The organism is Rhodanobacter sp. G1, assembly GCF_055397855.1.
Genome location: NZ_AP039674.1, coordinates 3,026,071 through 3,045,882, shown reverse-complemented (window position 1 = coordinate 3,045,882; position 19,812 = coordinate 3,026,071). Strand labels below are relative to the sequence as shown.

The window sequence follows — 19,812 nt, the reverse complement described above, 5'->3', positions numbered from 1 at the left end:
TACGTGACTGGATCCCGGCCTGCGCCGGGATGACGAGCCAAAGCAATGCTTCGCAGCTTAGCAGCGCACTACTCCATCACCGCGCCGTGCGCGAACACGCGTTCAGGATGCGCGGGCACCGCCGATGCGGCGCGCTTCCAGCACGTTCGGCAGCGCCAGCAGGCGGCCGAGCAGGGTGGACAGCTGCTCGAAGTCGCGCACGCGCAGGGCGAAGCGCATCTCCACCTCGCCGCTGCTGGCGATGGCGCGGCTGGAGGAAGCGAGGATGGGCGTGCCGGCGTTGCTGATGACGCCGGCGACGTCCTTCTGCAGACCCTTGCGGTCGTAGCCGCGCAGTTCGACGTCGACTTCGTAGGCCTGCGCATTGGCCTTGCCCCAGGTCACTTCGATCACGCGGTCGGGATCGCGCCGCGCCAGCCGCGCGAGGCTGGCGCAGTCGGCGCGGTGCACCGACACGCCGCGGCCGCGGGTGATGAAGCCGCGCACCGCGTCGCCGGGCAGCGGCTGGCAGCAGCGCGCCAGCGTGGTGAGCAGGTTGCCGATGCCCTCGATGCTGAGCGCGCCGGGGTCGCGTGCCGGCGCCGGCCGCGCGGGCGCCAGCGGCATGGCGTCTTCTTCTTCCAGCGGCTGCGCGATGTCCTGCAGCGCGCGCGCCACCTGCCCCGTGCTGATTTCGTTGAGCGCCAGCGCCACCAGCAGCTCGTCCTGCGTCTTCAGGTGGAAGTGCGCGGGCAGCTTCGCCAGGTCGATCTCGGGCAGGGCGAGGCGCTTGAGTTCACGCTCGAACATCACGCGGCCCACCGCGAGGTTGGCGTCGTGCGCCAGCCGGCGGAACCAGGCGCGCACCTTGTCGCGCGCCCGCGAACTGTTGAGGTAGCCGTGGTGCGGCGACAGCCAGTCGCGGCTGGGCTCGGCCTGCTTCGCGGTGAGGATCTCCACGCGGTCGCCGCTCTGCGGCTGGAAGGTGAGCGGCACGATGCGGCCGTTGACCTTGGCGCCGCGGCAGCGGTGGCCCACCTCGGTGTGCACGTGGTAGGCGAAGTCCAGCACGGTGCCGCCGTGCGGCAGATCGACCACCTCGCCGCGCGGGGTGAGCAGGTAGACGCGATCCTCCATCAGCTCGGTGCGCAGGTCGGCGGCCAGGGTGCCTTCGTCCTCGCCGCGCGTGTCCAGCAGCTTGCGCATCCAGGCGACCTTGGCCTCGAACTCGGCGTCGGCGCCGCCGCCTTCCTTGTAGCGCCAGTGCGCGGCCACGCCGAGTTCGTTGGCGCGGTGCATCTCGTGGGTGCGGATCTGCACTTCCAGCGTCTTGTCGCGCGGGCCGATCACCGCAGTGTGCAGCGAGCGGTAGCCGTTGCCCTTGGGCCGGGCGAGGTAGTCGTCGAACTCGCGCGGCAGGTGCGGCCACAGCGTGTGCACCACGCCCAGCGCGGCGTAGCAGTCGGCTACCGTGTCCACCAGCACGCGCACCGCGCGGATGTCGTACAGCTCGGCGAACTCCACGCCCTTTTTCTGCATCTTCTTCCAGATGGAATAGATGTGCTTGGGCCGGCCGGCCAGCTCGGCCTTGATGCCGGCGGCGGCGAGCGCGCGGCCCAGCTCGTCCAGCGATTCGCGGATGAAGGCCTCGCGGTCGGCGCGGCGCTCGTCGAGCAGCTTGGCGATGCGCTTGTAGGTGTCCGGCTGCAGATGGCGGAAGGCGAGGTCTTCCAGCTCCCACTTGAGCTGCCAGATACCGAGGCGGTTGGCCAGTGGCGCGTGGATGTCGCGGGTGAGCCGGGCCAGCTCCGTGCGCTCGGCCTCGGGCAGCGTCGCCGCCGCGCGCAGGCGCGCGAGCTGGCGCGCCAGAAGCACGAACACCACGCGCAGGTCGCGGATGATCGCCAGCAGCAACCGGCGCAATCCCTCGGAACCGCTGTCCTGCGTGCGTTGCGCGTGCAGCGCCCACACCTGCTCGGCGGCCTGCTGGCCTTCCACCAGCCGGCGCACGTCTTCCGGCAGGCGCGGCGACTCGGCCTGCCACAGGGCGGCATCCGCGCGCGATGCGGCAAACCACAGCGCCGCCGCCTGCGTGGGCGCGTCGCAGCCCATCATCGCCAGCAGGTCGAGCACGTCGGCGCACTCGGCCTGATCCACCGCGCGCTCCATGCAGGCGTCCAGCGCCGCGGCCAACGCGGGCGGCAGCGTGCCGGCGCGGTCGCGCCAGGCTTGCAGGGGGGCGGGTGGCGGGTGCTTGGTCATCACGGGAATGGCGCGGGGATGCCCATTCTAGGCATGTCGGCGATGCTTGGCTTCGGCGCCCTCTGGTCGCAGAATTGTGCCGTTGCCCTTATTGCCGTAACAGAGCCAGCCTATGAAAATCCGCTTCCGTATCTCCTCACTATCGCTTCTGTTTGTATTGCCGCTATCCGTGCTGTCGGTTCACGCGCAAGAGGTGAACGGGTTGAAGCAGCGCATGAGTACCACCGATTTCAAGGCATCCGGCCTGGGTAAATTGAGCAGTCAGGAGCTGGCGCATCTCGATAGGTGGCTGATGGAGCACCCGATGGTGAAGACACGTGTAGTTAGTTCCAGTGGCAAGCCGGTGTTCTATCCGGACAATATTAAGCGTCAGAAGATCGACACGCGCATCAAGGGGCATTTCACCGGTTGGCAAGGGCGGAGCCAGTTCACCTTAGACGATGGCCAAGTGTGGAAGCAAGCTGGCTCTGATGCACCAGAGTGCATGGCTTCCGATAACCCTAAGGTGAAGCTTAAGCCTTCGCTATTCGGTAGCTGGCTGATGTATGTGGATGGCTGCAATGGCGACGTTCACGTTGAACGAGTTCGCTGAGTGTCGCATGCAATGGTTTCGATAACTGCTGGTACTGGTCGCTGGCGGCATCATGTCCGGGGCATGGACTATCGATAGCTTAAACGTAGCAGGTGCGCTAATTGCTGGCTGATTTCGTGCAGTGGTATGCCATGCTTGGAACTTACTTGGATCTGCTGTTGATATTGATCGTGGTAATAATGGCACTGCTTCACGAAGTGACGGCGCAGATCACGCCGAGATGATCGACTCCAGAATCTTCGCCAGGCGCTTCGCCGACACCGGCTCCGCGGTCTTCAGTTCCTGCGCGAACAGCGATACGCGCCATTCCTCGATCAACCAGCGCAGTTCGTCGAGGTTCGCGTCGCCGGCGGCGCGATGCTTCAGGTATTCGCGCCAGTAGGGCAGCACCTGCAGCATGCGCTGCTGATCCTTCGCGGGATCCTGGCGAAGGCGCTCGCCGCGCAGGCGCATGGCCTTGAGGTAGCGCGGGTAGTGCGCGAGCCGCGCCAGCGGCAGGTCGCGCAGGAAGCCGGGGGCGAGCAGGGCGTCGAGCTGCTCGCGTAGGTCGTCATAGCTGGCGCGCGCGAAGCCCAGCAGCGGCGGCTGCATCCACGGCCTCAGCTCAGCCTGCGCCTCGATGGCGGGTTCGGCGAGTTTCAGCCGCTCGATGGCGCAGCCGAACAGTTCGCGCGCGGCCTGCGTGCGCAGCGCTTCGAAGGCACCGGCGCTGCGCGCGTCGAGGTCGAGCCGCGCGACGAGGTCGGCGAAGCCGCCTTCGGCTAGGTCTTCGCGCAGGCCGTCCACGCCGCCCAGCGGCGCGTATTTCAGCGCCAGCGGGTTGGCGATGGGCAGGCGCCGGCGCGCCTGTTTCAGGTCGCTGGCCAGCGCGTTGCGCAGCAGGCGCAGCACGCCGGCCACATGCGCGTCGGCGGCTTCGTCGCGACGCTCGAACACGCGCAGCGCCACGGCGTCGCCGAGGTCGACCAGGGCGGGGAAGGCGAGCAGGCCGCCGCTGGAGCGCACTTCGCGCGGGATCTCCTCGAAGTCCCACGCGGTGACGTCCTCGCGGGTGAGTTCCACGTCGGTCTTCTTCGAGAACGCCTCGCGTGCGCGGCCTTCCCATTCGGCGCGTAGCGCGGCGAGGTCGCGGCCGGCGGCCAGCGTGCGGCCGCTTTCGTCGTGCACGCGATAGCGCATCAGGTAGTGCGGCGCGAGTTCGATGGCGGCGAATTCGCCGGCGTCGACTGCGACGCCGGTGGCGCGCTTGAGGAAGCCGGCCAGCGCCTTGGTCAGCGGCTCGTCGCGCGGCGCCTCGGCCTCGGCGAAGGCGCGCGCGAAGTCCGGCGCGGGTACGAAGTTGCGGCGCAGCGCCTTGGGCAGGCCGCGGATCAGCTCCGCCGCCTTGTCGGCGAGCAGGCCGGGCACCAGCCATTCGCAGCGCGCGGGGGGCAGGGCGTTGAGCATCGCCAGCGGCAGGTGCAGGGTGACGCCGTCGGCCTCGTCGCCGGGCACGAAGCGGTATTCGAGACGGTAGCGCTGCGTCGCCGCCGGCGCCTCGCCGGTGGCCATCGGCACGATGGCCAGCGCCGCGGGAAACGCCTTTGGATCGAGTCCCGCGCCGCCCACCATCACATCATCCAGCGACCAGCGCAGCGCGGCCTGCTCGGCGGAGCGCGCGTGGCAGTACCACGCGTCCAATGCACGGCTGGACGAGATGTCTTCGGGCAGTTTGCCGCGGAAGAAATCGACCAGTTCGTCCTCGTGGCGGATCAGCCCCTCGCGGCGCTGCTTCGCCTCGATGCCCTGCGCATCCTCCAGCACGCGCTGGTTGGCGCGCACGAAATCGGCGCGCGCCTCGATGTCGCCGCGCGCCAGCGCTTCGCGCAGGAAGATCTCGTGGGCCAGCGCGGGATCCTGCTTCTCGAACGTCACCGCGCGGCGCTCGACCAGGTTCAGGCCGAACAGGCTCACCTGCTCGTAGGCCACCACGCAGCCGCGCTTCCGCGACCAGTGCGCGTCGCGGCAGCTGGACTTCAGCAGGTGCGCGCCCTGCTGCTCGATCCAGGCGGGTTCGATGCGCGCGCACATCATCGCCCAGACCTTGCCGCCCACGTCGAGGATCTGTGCGGCGAACACCCAGTTCGGCGGAACCTTCGCCAGCGCGGAGCCGGGGAAGACCTGGAACTTGCGCTCGCGCGTGCCCTGGAAGATGCCGCGTTCGTCCTTGCGGCCGACCTGGGTGGGGAGGCCGGCCAGGAGGGCGCGGTGGGTCGTCTCGAAGAGACGGGCCGCCGCACCCTCTTCATTGATACCGCGCTCCTCGCGTTCGCCCCCTCTCCCCTTCGGGGAGAGGGTTGGGGTGAGGGGTGGGTGCTCGCGTGAGCGCTCGTGCGAAGCGCGCCTGTTCTTTCCATCGCTTCGCAAGCTCGGCCCTTCACCCCGGCCCTCTCCCCGGAGGGGAGAGGGGGAAACGGCACGGCCTCCCTGCTGGGTAGAGGGGACACCCAGCTTCCACCCCAGCTCCTGCACCACCAGCAGCAATTGCCGGTGCAGCTCGCGCCACTCGCGCATGCGCATGAAGCTGAGGAAGTGCCGCGAGCACCAGTCGCGCAGCTTCGATTGCGTGAGTTCCTCGTGCGCCCGGTCGTACTCGTGCCACAGGTTCAGCACGCCGACGAAGTCGGATTTCGGGTCGGCGAAGGCGGCGTGCGCGGCGTCGGCCTGCTGGCGTGCGTCGGCGGGGCGTTCGCGCGGATCCTGGATGCTGAGGAAGGCGACGATGGTGAGGAGTTCGCGCAGCGCGTGCAGCTTCTCGGCTTCCACCAGCATGCGCGCCAGTTGCACGTCGATCGGCAGCTTGGCCAGCGTGCGGCCGATGGCGGTGAGCGTGCGCGCCGCGTCGATGGCGCCGATCTCGGCGAGGCGGCGGTAGCCGTCGGCCACCACGCGCGGGTCGGGTGCGTCGAGGAAGGGGAAGTCGTCCACCTCGCCCAGCTTCAGCGCCAGCATGCGCAGGATCACGTTGGCCAGCGAGGAGCGCAGCAGCTCGGGATCGGTGAAGGCGTTGCGCGCGGCGAAATCCGCCTCGTCGTACAGGCGGTAGCAGATGCCGGGGCCGATACGACCGCAGCGGCCCTTGCGCTGGTCGGCGGCGGCCTGCGAGACGGGTTCGACGTGCAGGCGTTCGAGCTGGCTGCGCTGGCTGTAGCGCTTCACGCGCGCGCTGCCGGTGTCCACCACGTAGCGGATGCGCGGCACGGTGAGCGAGGTCTCGGCCACGTTGGTCGCCAGCACCACGCGGCGCTTCGGGCCGGGCTTGAACACGCGATCCTGGTCGGTGGCGGAGAGGCGCGCGTACAGCGGCAGGATCTCGGTCTCGCGGTACTGCCGCCGCGACAGCAGCAGGTGGGCGTCGCGGATCTCGCGCTCGCCGGGCAGGAACACCAGCACGTCGCCGGGGCCGCCGCCGAGGCTGCGATCGGCCACGATCTCGTCCAGCACCGCGGCGATGTGCTCGGCGCTGCCCTGCTGCATGCGTTCGCCGGTGTCGGCGACCGGGCGCCAGCGCAGTTCCACCGGATAGGCGCGGCCTTCCACCGACACCACCGGCGCGCCGCCGAAGTGCTCGGCGAAGCGCGCGGTGTCGATGGTGGCCGAGGTGACGATGATCTTCAGCTCGGGTCGCTTCGCGGCGAGCCGCTTGAGGTAGCCGAGCAGGAAGTCGATGTTGAGGCTGCGCTCGTGCGCCTCGTCGATGATCAGGGTGTCGTAGGCCGACAGCCACGGGTCGCCCTGCGTCTCGGCGAGCAGGATGCCGTCGGTCATGAACTTCACCAGCGTGCGTTCGCTCACCTGGTCGGTGAAGCGCACCTGGAAGCCCACCTGGTCGCCGAGCTGGGTGCCGAGTTCCTCCGCCACGCGGCGCGCCACCGAGCGCGCGGCGAGGCGGCGTGGCTGGGTGCAGCCGATCAGCCCGGCTTCGCCGCGGCCGGCGGCGAGGCACAGCTTGGGCAGCTGGGTGGTCTTGCCCGAACCGGTTTCGCCGGCGATCACCACCACCTGGTGCTCGCGGATCAGCTTGACGATCTCGTCGGCGCGCGCCGTGATCGGCAGCGATTCGTCCAGGCGGATCGCGGGCTTGGCCTCGGCGCGCGCGCGGCGCTTCGCGGCGGAGGTTTCGATGTCGGCGGCCAGCGTCGCCAGCTTCCTGTCGTCGGCGTGTTTCGACAGTCCGCGCCAGCGCCCCAGCAGGCGGCCGAAGTCGCGGCTGCACACGCCGTCGAGCGCGCGGCGCAGGTCGCGCAGCGTGGATTGGGTGGTCGGCGGGCGGTTCATGTCGTTCATGCAGCCGCGCATGATAACGGTTGGCTTACATTCCGCTCGATAGGCTCGTGCTATCGGCTGCATTGCGAGGATTCATTTCCGCCGCGGCCGGCACGTTGTTACCGTGATCCCATCACTCACCGCACGGGAGAACACCATGGCCTCGAACATCGGCATTGCCAAGAAGGATCGCGAAACCACCGCGAAACAGCTGTCCAAGCTGCTGGCCGACACCTACTCGCTCTACCTCAAGACCCACAGCTTCCACTGGAACGTCACCGGCCCGCAGTTCAACAGCCTGCACGCGATGTTCGAGGCGCAGTACAACGAATTGTGGCTGGCCGCCGACGAGATCGCCGAGCGCATCCGCACGCTGGACGTGTTCGCGCCCGGCTCCTACAGCCAGTTCGCCAGGCTCAGCTCGATCAAGGAGGAATCCGGCGTGCCCGAGTGGAAGGAGATGGTGAGCCAGCTGGTGGAAGGCCACGAGATCGTGGCGCACACCGCGCGCGCGGCGATCAAGGTAGCCGACAAGGCGGGCGACGAAGGCAGCGCCGACATGATCACCGGCCGGCTGAAGGCGCACGAGAAGACGGCGTGGATGCTGCGCTCGCTGCTGAAGTGAGCAGCCGTCGTGCCGACAAGGAAAGGCCCGCCGATGGCGGGCCTTTCCGTTTGGGCATCTTGCGCCGTTTCAGTCCTTCGGCGCAGGCCCCTTCACCGCGGTAACCAGCCCCTCGGGCCGCACGTACTTGGCGAATGCCTGCTGCACTTCCGGCGCGGTCAGCGCAAGGTAGTGCTGGCCGGCGACGGTCATCGCATCCAGCGGCTTGCCCTGCTGCGACAGCGTGAGCAGCTGGCCGCCGATCGCATTGAAGCTGGATTCGCCCAGCGGGATGCGGCGCAGCAGGATGCCCTTGGCCTGCATGAGTTCGGTGCCGGTCACCGGCGCCTGCTGCATCTGCTTGAGATCCTGCACCACCAGCGCGCTGGCCGCGCCGACCTTGTCGGGGTCGCAGCCGAAATACACCTTGTAGGTGCCGCGATGCTTGTCCGCATCCAGGCCCACGCCCACGGTGTAGACCAGGCCGTGCTTCTCGCGCAGGTCGCGGGTGAGGCGGGAGGCGTAGAAGCCGCCGCCGAGCACCTGGTTGCCGAGGTTGATGGCGTAGCGCGCCGGGTCGTCGTAGGTGATGGCGATGGTCTGCGCCATGTCCACGCTGTCCTGCACCGCGCTGGCGTCGGGCACGTGCAGCTTGCCGGGCTTGTTCGCGGGCACGGCGGCGTAGTCGGTGTCGGGCTTCGGCCCGGTGGCCTTCCAGCCGCCGAAGGCCTGCTCGATCACCTGCTTCGCCTGCGCGGGATCGACCTTGCCCACGACGACGATGGTGGCGAGGTCGGGGCGGAAGGTCTGCGCGTAGTACTGCTTCACCTTGTCCAGCGTCAGCGCCATCACGTTCTGCGGCGTGGCGTGGCGCAGGGAGGCGTCGTCCGCCGGCAGCAGCGCCTTGCCCAGGGCCTGCTGGTAGAGGAAGTCGGGCGACTGCAGCACGCCGGCCATCATGCCGGCGATCTGCTTCTGCACCAGCGGGAACGCCTGCGCGGGCAGCGCGGGATGCAGTTCATGGTCGGCGAGCAGTTTCACGCCTTCGTCGAAATGCGCCGAGGGCACCGCCAGCGAGAAGCGGGAGCCGGCGCTTTCGTGGGCGCCGATCGCGTCCAGCGCCGCCTGGAACTGCAGGCGGTTCATGTGCTCGGTGCCGAACGGGAACAGGCTGGCCAGCACGTCGGCTGCGCCTTCCTCGCCCTTGGGCGCCTGCAGATCCTCGTTGGTCTTGATGCTGCCGTAGAGTTCCACCGTGTCGCTGATGGATTCGGGCTGCACGATCAGTTTGAGGCCGTTGGGCAGGGTGTAGCTCACCGGCTTGAGCGAGGAGTCGGGCACGCTCAGTTTCGCGAACGCCTGCTCCGCCCATGCCGGCAGTTGCACCGGCTTGTCGGGGCTGGAGGCGAAGCTCTCCGCGCCGCCGAAGCCCTTGCCCGCCACCGGCTTGCCCGAGCTTTCCGGCGTGAGGATGGCGGTGATCGCGTGCGCGGGGTCGAAGACCCGCTTGGCCAGCGCGTTCACCGCGGCCGGCGTCACCGCCTCGATGGCGGCCTTGATCGCGTCGGGCGACTCGGCATCCTGGAAGGCCAGCGCCTGCGACCAGGCGTTGGCGAGGCCGTCCACCGAGTTCTTCTTGAATTCGAGGTCGGAAATCGCCTTGCGCTTGGCCGCGTCCACCAGCGCCGGATCGATGCCCTTGCTCGCCGCCTCGGCGAGGATGGACTGCATCTTCGCGAGGATGGGCTGCGGGTTGCCGCCCTTGGGGAAGATGCCCACCGCCATGCCCACGCCGGCCTGCGGCATCGAGTCGCCGAAGAAGCCGCCGAACAGCGCGGTGCCGTCGAAGCGCATGCCGGCCAGTGCGGCGCGCTGCGAGCCCAGGGCGCTGCTCAGCACCAGCGCGGTGGCGTGCTCAGCCGAGGTGAGGCCCGGAAAGCGATAGCCGAGGTACACCGAGCCGTACGGCGCGTCGGTGGGCAACTGCACGGTCTTCGCCACCACCGGCTTGAAGTCGAACGCGGGCCGCGTCGGCAGCGTCTTCTTCGCGATGTCGCCGAACTCCTGCTTCACCTTCGCCAGCGTGGCGGCGGGATCGACGTCGCCCGCGATCACCAGGATCGCGTTGTTCGGCGCGTACCAGGTGTCGTGGAAGTTCTTCAGCATCGCCGCCGTGGTCTTGGCGAAGGAATCGCGCGTGCCCAGCGGCGTGTGCGCGTAGGGTGTGCCGGCGAACATCTGCGCCAGCAACTGCGAGTAGAACTTGAAGTCGGGGCTGGAAAGGTCGCGCATCACCTCCTGCGTGATCGCGCCGCGCTCCTTGTCCCACTCCTTCGGGGCCATGTCCACGCCGCGCATGCGCAGGCTCTGCACGTGCAGCGCCACGTCGAGATCCTGCGCCGGCGCCACGAAGTAGTACTGCGTCACGCTCTGCGTGGTGTCGGCGTTGAAGGCGCCGCCCATGTTCGCCGCGATCGCGGCGAGCTGATCCTTGCTCAGGCCCGGACTGCCGCGGAACATCATGTGTTCCACCGCATGCGCGGTGCCGGGAAAGCCCGCGGGCACCTCGTCGGAACCGGCGAGGTAGTTCATCTCCGTGGTGATCACCGGCGCCAGCGTGTCGCGCACGATCACCACGCGCAGGCCGTTGTCCAGCGTGGCGCGGGTGACGTCGGCGTCGTTCGTCGCGGCCATCGCGCTGCCGGCAGTGAGGGCCAGGCCGATGGCGGCGGCCAGTTGCAGAGCTTGTTTCTTCATCTCTATTCCTTGGTGTTGTCGGATGAGACGGACGCCCCCCAGCGTCCGGGTTTTGCGGCGAAAACGTGTGCGCTCAATCGGCCTGTGCGGCGGCGCGGGCCGCGGCGCGGATGGGCGCCCGGGCACGGCGGCGGGCCAGCAGTTCCCCGATGCCGGTGCACAGGCACGCGCAGGGAAAGACGAAATCGAACGGAATATTTGAAAAGGGCCTGGCCACGACGAAGGCGCCGGCCAGCGCGACGGCGAGGCCGATGCCGCCGAGCGTGAACCACGGGCGGTAGTGCCTGCGCGCCAGTGCCGTCTGCTCGCGCAGGATGGCCTCGGCGGTAGCGAAGGACAGTCCGTAGTCGCGCTGCAAACCCTTGATGCCGACGAAGCTCATGGACGGGCCTGCGTCGCGGACGTTGTCATGTGCTTTCCATGGCGAACCATCGGACGATCTGTTCCATACGTTGTCTCCACTGCGGCGTTGATCCGGTTCAGTTGGCCAGGAATGGATGCGGCCGTGCCTGCAGGCCACGCCAGCCGCGCCGCCCCAGCCACAGCAGAACCACGGCGGCCGTAGCCCAGGCGATGGCGAGCACGGCGACGCTGCCTTCCCCCAGCAACTGCGCATGCCTGCCCAGCGTAGCGAACAGGGGCGCGAAAGTACTTGCGGATACCAGCAGGCCCATGCCGGTCAGCAGCAGGCCCACGCCCCAGCCTGGGAGTGCCTTGCCGCCGAACGTGTCCAGCGTGACCGCAACCACCACGGCGGCGCAGCCGAGCTGGCCCAGCGTGACGAGCAGCAACAGCGAGGGGCTGGCGCGCATGGCGAGCGCGGTTCCCAGCACCAGCGCCAGCAGCAGGGCCTGCAATGCCAGCGGCCGTCCAAGCGCGGCGCGCAGCAGGTCGCGGCGCAGCGCGCCAGCGTGGCCCAGGCCGGGCAGCAGTGCCAGCAACGGCAGCTCGGCATTGGTGCGCCGCCAGCGTGTCCACGGCAGCAGGCTGCCCATCGCCATCAGGGCGATGCCGCCCATCAGGCCCAGCCAGCCGACCACGTTGATGCCCACGCCGAGCATCACCTTGTGCAGCACGTCGCCATGCGCTTCGCCGGCCTGCATGGCCGCCATCGCGGGAATGAACAGCAGCAGCGGCAGTCCGATGCGCGCGAAGCGCCGCGCCTGGCCGCGCAGCGTCTGCGGCGCGAGGTGTTCGCCCAGCGCCACGCGCAGCGCTCGCACCGGCGTGTTCGGGCCGATGCCGTCGAGTCGGATCGCGGGTGCCGTGCGGGACAGGCGCGCGCCGCTTGCCGCCGTCGCGCGATCATGCAGCGCGGCACCCAGCAGTCCGCCGTTCATGCCGCCCATGCCGCCGTTGCGGCGGTACTGCAACACCATCGCGCTGCCCAGTCCGGTTTCCGCCGGCGCCTCGGCACGCAGCAGTCGCCACCAGCAGAAGGCGCAGGCCGCTATCAACGCGACGAGTATCGCCAGGCCCAGCGGCACGAAGCCCGGCTGGCCGGGAAAGGGAACATGCATGGGATGCCGCACGCCTATGGCCAGCGCCGGCAGAAAGCCGAGCAGCAGGGTGAAATAGCGCGGCAACAGCGGCGAAGCCAACCCGGCACTCGCCGCCAGCGCCGCCACCAGCGCGACGGTGGCCGCATCGCCGCCCAGCGGCACGAAGATCGCCAGCGGCACGGCCACCGAAACCAACCCATACAACAGCAGGCTGCCGGTGATGGATCGCCCGATGCCGGACAGCCGCAGCCGCCGCGCGTCGATGGCCACCAACATCAGGCAGGCCATCACGCACATCCAGAAGTAACCCACGCCGAAGGCGTACAGCATCATCCCGTAACGCCAGCCATGCGTGCCGCCCACATAAGCGGCCACGCCTACGCCCGCCACGCACAGCAGCGAGCCGAGCCCGCCGCCCAGCCAACGCAGCGAACGGTGCACGGTGTGCCAGGGCAACCACAGGGAGAAGGGCAGGCTCATCGTGATGACTCAGAGGGCGTTGGGCAGGAAGGGATGCGGGCGATGCTGGAAGGCATGCCAGCCGCGCCGGCCGATGGCCAGCAGGGTCACGAGCAGCGCGGCCCACAGCGCGAAGAAGGTCGGCGAGGCGACGAGGTACGGCGCAAAGGCGTTGTTGCCGAAGGCCAGCAGCGCCGCGCCGGCGGTCGTGAGCATGAGCACGGTGGCGGCGATGGTGAGCACGCTCTGCCAGAGGCGTCGCAGCATCGTGCCGCCCAGCGCGGCCACCGACAGCGCGACGGTGGCGAGCAGACCGGCGCCCTGGGCGAGCAGCAGCAAGCCCAGGTTGATGGCGGGCAGATGCGCCCACCAGGCCGAGCCCAGCGCGCCGGCGAGCAGCGCCGCCTGCACCAGCAGCGTCGGCAGCAGGCCGGCGGCAAGCAGGGCGCGCCTGGCGCCGGCGGCATCGACGAAACCGGGCAGCAGCGCCAGTACGGCCAGCTCGGCGTTGTCGCGGCTCCAGCGAGTGCGCAAGGCCTCCGCCTGCACCGGGCCAAGCACGATGCCGAACAGGGCGAGGGCGAAGGCGATGGCCGGCAAGCTGGTCAGCATGGACAGCACGGTCGCATAGGCGGCATCGCGCAGCGTGTCGTGGGATGTGTAGCGAAGCAGCGCGATGAGCGCCAGCATGAACAGCAGGCTGAGCGAAAGCCGGCCGGCCTGACGCAAGCGGCTGCGCGTCGTCTGCAGCATGCCCCAACCGCCCAGGGCGACACGCAGGCTGCCGACGAGCCGGCCCGGCCCGGTGCCGCGCAGGTCGATGCCGGGCTGCAACCAGCCGGCGCGACGGCGCAGCAGTTCGGCCTCCATCCTGGCGCCGCTCCTGCCCATGGCGGCGAACGTGCGCCAGCGCAGCACCGTCGACGTGCGCCAACGCGAGGCCTCGCCGGTGCTGCGCACGGCGTAGCGCCAGCACCACGCGACCGCCAGCCACAGCACGACCGCCGCCGGCGCGGCCCAGTGCACGAAGCCGCCCGGATCACTGCCCGGCATCGGCAGCCAGCCGCCGGCATGGTTGTCGAGCGTGGGCGTGAGGCAGGCCCAGAATCCCAGCCAGTAGGGCAGCGTCGCATAGCCCATGCCGATACCCGCGCCCAGCGCCAGCTCGGTCAAGGCCACCACGCCGTTGCCGCCCAGCAGCGCCAGCACGGCGGTCGGCAGGGCGACGGTGAGCATGGCGTACAGCACGGTGCTGGTTGCCGCCGCGCGTGCGAGCGTGGGCAGGCGCAGGCGGTGCGCGTCGTTCGCCAGCAGCAGGCTGCGCGGCAGCACAAAACCCCAGAGCACGCAGTCGATGATGGCAAGCGCGTGCGTCAACCCGAGGTGCCCCACATCGGGGCGATGGCTCAGAGCGTGGCCGATCACAGCGATGCCGACGATCACCAGCGTCGCCCATGCGATGAGGCCGCGCGTGCGCTTCGACCACGCCATCCAGGGCAGTAACAGCAATTGCCAGAGGTTCATTCGCATGTCCCGGTCGAATCGTGCCGTGCGGGCCGATGGGCAACGCATGGGGGCGTGAGCGGAGGGGCGTGGCATGGACATGGTTCAAGCCGCCGGGAGGAACGGATGCGGGCGATGCCGGAAGGCGCGCCATCCGCGCCAGGCCAGGTTCACGAGTGGAACCAGCAGTGCCGCCCAGACCACGACCATCGCCAGCAGGATGCTGCGTACGACGGTGGGCGAGTTGATGGCCGTGGCGGCCATGCCGCCGCTGGTGCTGACGACAAGGATGGCGCCAAGCAGGAAGCCCTTGCGGCCCCAGCCACCCATGGGCAGACCGCCCAGCGTGGCCAGGGCGAAGGCCAGCAGCATGCCCATGCCAAGCAGTTGATCGAGCGTCACCATGGCCCAGCCCAGGCCGCCAAGCCGCAACCATGCGGCCACCCCCAGGCTGGCGGCCAGCAACAGGCATTGCGTGCCGAAGCCTGGCAACAGGCAGGCCCGCAACAGGTTGCGCTTGACTTCGACACGGTTGCCCAGGCCCGGCAGCAAGGCCAGCAGCGGCAGCTCGGCGCGCTCGCTGGCCCAGCGACGTTGCAAGGCCATGGTCTGGATCTGGGCAAACAACGGGCCGGCGATGCCGACGTAGATCAACGCCATGCTGATGCCGTCGTCGGGCTTGCGGTTGCCGTGCGCGCTCAGCCACACGAATACGGCGACGAGAACGAGGGTGAACAGCAAGCCGGCGACATGGCGTGTCCGGCTGGCAGGGGTTTGCGGCATGGCCCAGCCGCCGAGCGCCACGCGCAGGCTGGCGACGGCATGACCGGGGCCGCTGCCGTGCAGGCTGGCCTCGGCCCGCAGCCAGCGCCAACGCCTGCGCAAGGCCTGGGTTTCCGCGTGTTGGCCGGCGGCATGGCCGTACCAGGCCTTGCTGCGCAAGGCCAACAGGATCGGCTTGCGGACGCCATCCAGTCCGTCGTCGCGTCGCGCGGCGCTGCGCCAGAATCCGGCGACGGCCAGCCACAGCAGCGCCGTGCATGGGCTTGCCCAGGCCAGGAAACCGTCAATGGACTGGGCCGGCATGGGCAGCCAGCTTGCCAGGACGCTTCCGGACATCGAGGGGATGAGGCAGACCAGAACCCCCGCGATGGCGGGCAGCGAGGCGTAAGCCAGGCCCAGGCCCGCACCCAGCGCGATTTCGACGAACGCGAACATGACGTGGTTGCCAGGTGCGCCCAGCGCCAGCGCGGGAAGCGCGACGGTGATGCCCGCATACAGCGCCAGGCTGGCGCAGACGTCGCGTTCCAGCGCGGGCATGCGCAGACGGTTGGCCGTGCGCAACAGCAGCAGCGACGACGACATGGCCATGGCCCAGAACAGGGTGTCCATCATGGCGACGAGATGGACGGCATGCGCGACCGCCAGCGTTCCGGCATTCCCGCCCATGTCAGCGAATGCGGCGCCGAGCACGGTCAGCCCCGCGAACACTGCGCAGAGGATGGCGATGGGCCGGCGGCTGTCCTTCGACAGCGCCATCCATGGCAATGCCAGCAGCAGCCGGGCGAGTCTCACTCCGCGATCTCCACGAACAGATCCTCCAGCCCCAGCGCATCCACGCGCGCGCCGGGCAGGTCGGCGGCTGCAGGCCACTGGCCTTGCGCGTCGCGTTCGACCACCAGGCTCAGGCTGCCGTCCTCGTGGCGGCGACGACTGAGCGTCTGCGTGGGCGCGGCGGCGCTCTTGGCCGCGGGCAGCCACAGGCGGGCGTAGCGTTCCTTGGTGTCGTCCACGCTGGAGCGCAGCAGCAGGCGGCCTTCGTGCAGGAAGGCGATCTCGGAGGCCACGCGTTCGAGGTCGGAGACGATATGCGTGGAGAACAGCACCGTGGTGCCGCTCTCGCCGGCGCGCAGCGCCACTTCGCGCAGCAGTTCGCGGCGGGCGACGGGATCGAGCGCGGCGGCCGGTTCGTCCAGCACCAGCAGCTCCGGCTGCGTGGCCAGCGCGCGGATCAGATCCACGCGCTGGCGCTCGCCGGGCGAGAGCTTGGCCAGCAGCTTGTTCGGCTGGATCTGCCAGCGCTCCAGCGTCTTCTTCGCGAAGCCGGCGTCCCAGCGCGGGTAGAAGCGGCCGACGAAATCCAGCATCTGCTGCGCCGTGAGCCAGGCCAGCGCCTCGGGTTGCTGCGGCACGTAGGCGAGGCGTTCCTTGACGCGGTCGGAGAGTTTCAGCGCCGGCTCGCCGAACACGGTCGCTGTGCCCGCGAGCGGTTCGAGCAGGCCCAGCATGGCGCGGATCAAGGTGGACTTGCCCGCGCCGTTGCGCCCGATCAGGCCCAGCACGCTGCCTGGTTCCAGCGTGAGGTCGACGCCGCACAGCACGTTGCTGCCTTCGTAGCTGTGGATCAGTCCGCGGGCGGCCAGCGGCGCGGCGGCAGGGTTTTCGCGAAGCATGGCGTTCATGGGTTTTCCCCCGTGTCGGTGGCATGAGTGGCTCCCTTCCCTGCGCGCAGGGAAGGGCGTGTTCTGTGCGGGGCCGGCGGCGCTCATCTCACTCTCCCAGCAGCCGGGTCAGGCGGCGCAGGATCGGGTCGGCGGGCAATTCCAGTTCGCGCGCGTGGCGCGCGAGTTCCAGCATCTGCGGTTCCAGAAGGGCGAGGCGCTGGTGCTCGCTCTGGCTGGCGCGCCGCGTGGCCGACACCGCCATGCCCTTGCCGCGCAGGCGCTCAAGCAGTCCTTCGGACTCGGCCAGGCCGTAGGCGCGCGATACCGTCATCGGGTTGATGGCGTGGAACCCGGCCACCTCGCGCACGGAGGGCAGCAGCTCACCCGCGTCGAGCTGGCCACCGGCGATCAGGCGGCGCAACTGCTCCACGATCTGCCGGTAGATCGGCTCGGGGGCGTTGGGTTGGATGGTGAGCAGGGAGGCATCCATGTGTATCAATACAACAATACACTTGGACAAGTGTCAAGCCTGACCTGCGGCAGGACGTGCCCAGCCGCACGCCCTGAGCTTGCGCTGACCGCCCGCCCCGGCCTTTATTGTGACCGCCGCCGCGCATTGGTTAAGCTCATCGGGTTAGGCCCGCGCCTGGAGCGGTGCCCACGGGGATTTTCTTGAGCGCCGATCCTTCCAACCCGCAACGCCGCCCTTCGCTGTTCGTCGCCATCCTGCTGGCCTTGCTGGTGGCCGCGCTCAACATCGGTCTGTGGTGGGCGGGCAACCGGCCGCATGGTCCGGAGGACTGGCACGGCTCCATCAGCGGTTTCGCCTTCGAGCCGTACCAGCGCTACCAGGATCCGTTGCACGACAAGTTTCCCAGCGACGAGCAGATCGAGAGCGATCTCAGGCTGGTGCACCGGTACAGTCCGAACATCCGCATCTACTCGATGTTGCAGGCGCCGCAGGTGCCGCGCCTGGCGGAGCGCGAGGGGCTGAAGGTGCTGGCCGGTGCGTGGATCGATACCCGGCTGGACAACAACGATGCCGAGATCGACGCGCTGATCGCGCAGGCGCGGCGTTACCCCGGCACCATCAACCGGGTGCTGGTGGGCAACGAGGTACTGTTCCGCAACAACCTCACGCCCGAGCAGTTGATGGCGTACCTGGATCGCGTGCGCGCCGCGCTGCACCAGCCGGTGTCCACCGCCGAACCGGACTACATCTGGGAGAAGTACCCCGAATTGGCGCAGCACGTGGATTTCATCACCGTGCAGCTGTTCTCGTACTGGAACGGCATTCCGCTGACCGGCAACGGCAAGGGGCTGGATCGGTTCCCGGCGCTCGCCGCGACGCTGGGCAGCTACGAAAAGCTGCGCAAGATGTTCCCCGACAAGCACATCGTGATCGGCGAGATCGGCTGGCCCTCCAACGGCGACCGCGTCAAATACGCTTATCCCTCGGTGTCCAACGAGGCGATCTTCCTGCGCCAGTGGTTCAACGTGGCCAAGCGCGACGGCATCGACTACTACGTGATGGAGGCGTTCGACCAGCCGTGGAAGGAAGGCCTGGGCGAGGGGCGCACCGGCGCCTACTGGGGCGTGTTCAACGCCGATCGCCAGTTGAAGTTCCCGTTCACCGGCCCGGTGACCGAGGACACCGCGTGGCCGTGGAAGGCGCTGGCGGCGAGCCTGCTGGCCTTGCTGCCGATGGTGTGGTTCGCGCGGCGCTACACGCGCTTCAAGCTCACCGGGCGGCTGTTCTTCTGCATGCTGATTCAGCTCGCCTGCGGGCTGATCGTGTGGTCGGCCACGCTGCCGTTCCAGTTCTACCTGAGCTGGGTGGACTGGACGATGCTGGTGCTGCTGTTCCCGGCGCAGATCGCCATCCTCGCCATCCTGCTGATCAACGGCTTCGAGTTCACCGAGGTGCTGTGGCGGCGCGCATGGGTGCGCCATGCCGGCATGCTGCGGCCGGACACGCCCGAGAAACAGCCCTTCGTGTCGATCCACCTGGCCTGCTACAACGAGCCGCCGGACATGGTGATCGTCACGCTGGACTCGCTGGCCGAGCTGGACTACGAGAACTACGAAGTCCTGGTGATCGACAACAACACCAAGGATCCGGCGGTGTGGGGCCCGGTGAAGGACTACTGCGAGAAGCTGGGCAGGCGCTTCCGCTTCTTCCACCTGGAGCCGTGGCCGGGCTTCAAGGCCGGCGCGCTGAACTTCGGCCTGAAGGAAACCTCGCCCGAGGCCGACGTGGTGGCGGTGATCGACGCCGACTACGTGGTGCGCCACGACTGGTTGTCCACGCTCACCGGCTATTTCCACGACCCCAAGGTGGCGGTGGTGCAGTGCCCGCAGGCGCACCGCGACTTCGAGCACAACCGCTTCCGCCGCATGACCGCGTGGGAGTTCGACGGCTTCTTCCGCATCGGCATGCACCACCGCAACGAGCGCAACGCCATCATCCAGCACGGCACCATGACCATGGTGCGGCGTACCGCGCTGGAAGGCACCGGCGGCTGGTCGGAGTGGACGATCTGCGAGGACGCCGAGCTCGGCCTGCGCCTGATGCACGCCGGCTACGAGCTGGTCTACGTGGACGAGCCGATGGGCAAGGGCCTCACGCCCGCGGACTTCAAGGCGTACAAGAGCCAGCGCTACCGCTGGGCGTTCGGCGCGATGCAGATCCTCAAGGGCCGCTGGGACTGGATGACGAAGAAGGGCCCGCTCTCCGGCGGCCAGCGCTTCCACTTCCTCACCGGCTGGTTCAGCTGGTTCGCCGACGCGCTGCATTTGATCTTCACCCTGATGGCGCTGTTCTGGACGGCGGGCATGGTGGCGTTCCCGCAGTATTTCAGCCTGCCGATGCAGCTGTTCCTGATCCCGGTGATCGGCTTCTTCTTCGCCAAGGCGATCTTCGGCATCGTGCTGTACCGCGCCCGCGTGCCCTGCAGCTGGTACGACACGCTGATGGCCTCGCTGGCCAGCATGAGCCTCTCGCACGCCATTGCGCGCGGCATCCTGCACGGACTCACGCGCGAGAAAACCTCGTTCGTGGTCACCGCCAAGAGCCGCCGCATGGGCGGCAGCAGCTTCGCCGCGTTCGCGCCGGTGCGCGAGGAACTGCTGATGGCGGTGGCGCTGACGCTGTGCGTGTTCGGCATGGCGCATGGCTACGGCACGCGCTACATCGAAGGCACCTTGTGGATGTTCATCCTCGCGGCGCAGTCGATTCCCTACGTCTCGGCGGTGATCGGCGCGTGGATCGCGCACAAGGCGGGGGACAAGGCGGGTTGATATCGCCGCAGGCGATATCAACAAATCAGGCACGGATGCTTTTGGCCTTTGCCCCGAATCCGCCCCACCGCGCGCCCGTTCCGTTCATTTCCGCGCCGGCTGACA

12 protein-coding genes are annotated in these 19,812 nt (G+C 68.9%); 3 read left to right on the top strand and 9 right to left on the bottom strand.

Annotation, left to right across the window (positions count from 1 at the left end; translation table 11 throughout):
- Positions 1 to 102 precede the first annotated feature (102 nt).
- Complete coding sequence (locus ACZ5Z2_RS13580; RefSeq protein ID WP_464759125.1) at positions 103 to 2,241, bottom strand: RelA/SpoT family protein; 2,139 nt, start codon at positions 2,239 to 2,241, stop codon at positions 103 to 105.
- Between the two features lie 112 nt (positions 2,242 to 2,353).
- Between ACZ5Z2_RS13580 and ACZ5Z2_RS13575 the strand changes: the two genes are divergently transcribed.
- Entirely contained in the window at positions 2,354 to 2,833 is a 480-nt protein-coding gene (locus ACZ5Z2_RS13575) for a hypothetical protein (RefSeq protein WP_464759124.1), read from the top strand.
- Positions 2,834 to 3,043: 210 nt separating this feature from the next.
- On the opposite strand, the gene hrpA is transcribed toward ACZ5Z2_RS13575, so the two are convergent.
- Positions 3,044 to 7,159 carry an ATP-dependent RNA helicase HrpA gene (hrpA, locus tag ACZ5Z2_RS13570; RefSeq protein WP_464759123.1) on the bottom strand — a complete coding sequence of 1,372 codons (4,116 nt, stop codon included), beginning with the start codon at positions 7,157 to 7,159 and terminating at the stop codon, positions 3,044 to 3,046.
- Positions 7,160 to 7,295: 136 nt separating this feature from the next.
- Here hrpA and ACZ5Z2_RS13565 point away from each other — a divergent pair, with 136 nt between their 5' ends.
- On the top strand, positions 7,296 to 7,763 hold the full coding sequence (locus ACZ5Z2_RS13565) for a Dps family protein (RefSeq protein ID WP_464759122.1): 468 nt from the start codon (positions 7,296 to 7,298) through the stop codon (positions 7,761 to 7,763).
- Positions 7,764 to 7,832: 69 nt separating this feature from the next.
- Here the strand turns inward: ACZ5Z2_RS13565 and ACZ5Z2_RS13560 are convergent, their stop codons facing one another.
- The 7 genes from ACZ5Z2_RS13560 to ACZ5Z2_RS13530 all read right to left on the bottom strand — a co-directional run bounded on the left by ACZ5Z2_RS13560 (position 7,833) and on the right by ACZ5Z2_RS13530 (position 16,897).
- Entirely contained in the window at positions 7,833 to 10,499 is a 2,667-nt protein-coding gene (locus tag ACZ5Z2_RS13560; protein ID WP_464759121.1) for a M16 family metallopeptidase, read from the bottom strand.
- 73 nt (positions 10,500 to 10,572) lie between these two features.
- Positions 10,573 to 10,881 (bottom strand): hypothetical protein, encoded by a 309-nt coding sequence (locus ACZ5Z2_RS13555; RefSeq protein ID WP_464759120.1) that lies wholly within the window; start codon positions 10,879 to 10,881, stop codon positions 10,573 to 10,575.
- 97 nt (positions 10,882 to 10,978) lie between these two features.
- Positions 10,979 to 12,481, bottom strand: a complete 1,503-nt coding sequence (locus ACZ5Z2_RS13550; protein WP_464759119.1) for a hypothetical protein — start codon at positions 12,479 to 12,481, stop codon at positions 10,979 to 10,981.
- Positions 12,482 to 12,490: 9 nt separating this feature from the next.
- Positions 12,491 to 13,990 (bottom strand): hypothetical protein, encoded by a 1,500-nt coding sequence (locus tag ACZ5Z2_RS13545; RefSeq protein ID WP_464759118.1) that lies wholly within the window; start codon positions 13,988 to 13,990, stop codon positions 12,491 to 12,493.
- A gap of 78 nt (positions 13,991 to 14,068) precedes the next feature.
- Positions 14,069 to 15,538, bottom strand: a complete 1,470-nt coding sequence (locus ACZ5Z2_RS13540) for a hypothetical protein (protein WP_464759117.1) — start codon at positions 15,536 to 15,538, stop codon at positions 14,069 to 14,071.
- Complete coding sequence (locus tag ACZ5Z2_RS13535; protein WP_464759116.1) at positions 15,535 to 16,425, bottom strand: ABC transporter ATP-binding protein; 891 nt, start codon at positions 16,423 to 16,425, stop codon at positions 15,535 to 15,537. Before ACZ5Z2_RS13535 ends, ACZ5Z2_RS13540 begins: the two co-directional genes overlap by 4 nt.
- 88 nt (positions 16,426 to 16,513) lie before the next feature.
- A complete protein-coding gene (locus ACZ5Z2_RS13530; RefSeq protein WP_464759115.1) occupies positions 16,514 to 16,897 on the bottom strand; it encodes a GntR family transcriptional regulator in 384 nt (127 codons plus the stop codon).
- A gap of 182 nt (positions 16,898 to 17,079) precedes the next feature.
- On the opposite strand from ACZ5Z2_RS13530, the gene ACZ5Z2_RS13525 reads away from it, so the two are divergent.
- Positions 17,080 to 19,707 (top strand): glycosyltransferase family 2 protein, encoded by a 2,628-nt coding sequence (locus tag ACZ5Z2_RS13525; protein WP_464759114.1) that lies wholly within the window; start codon positions 17,080 to 17,082, stop codon positions 19,705 to 19,707.
- Positions 19,708 to 19,812: the final 105 nt, after the last annotated feature.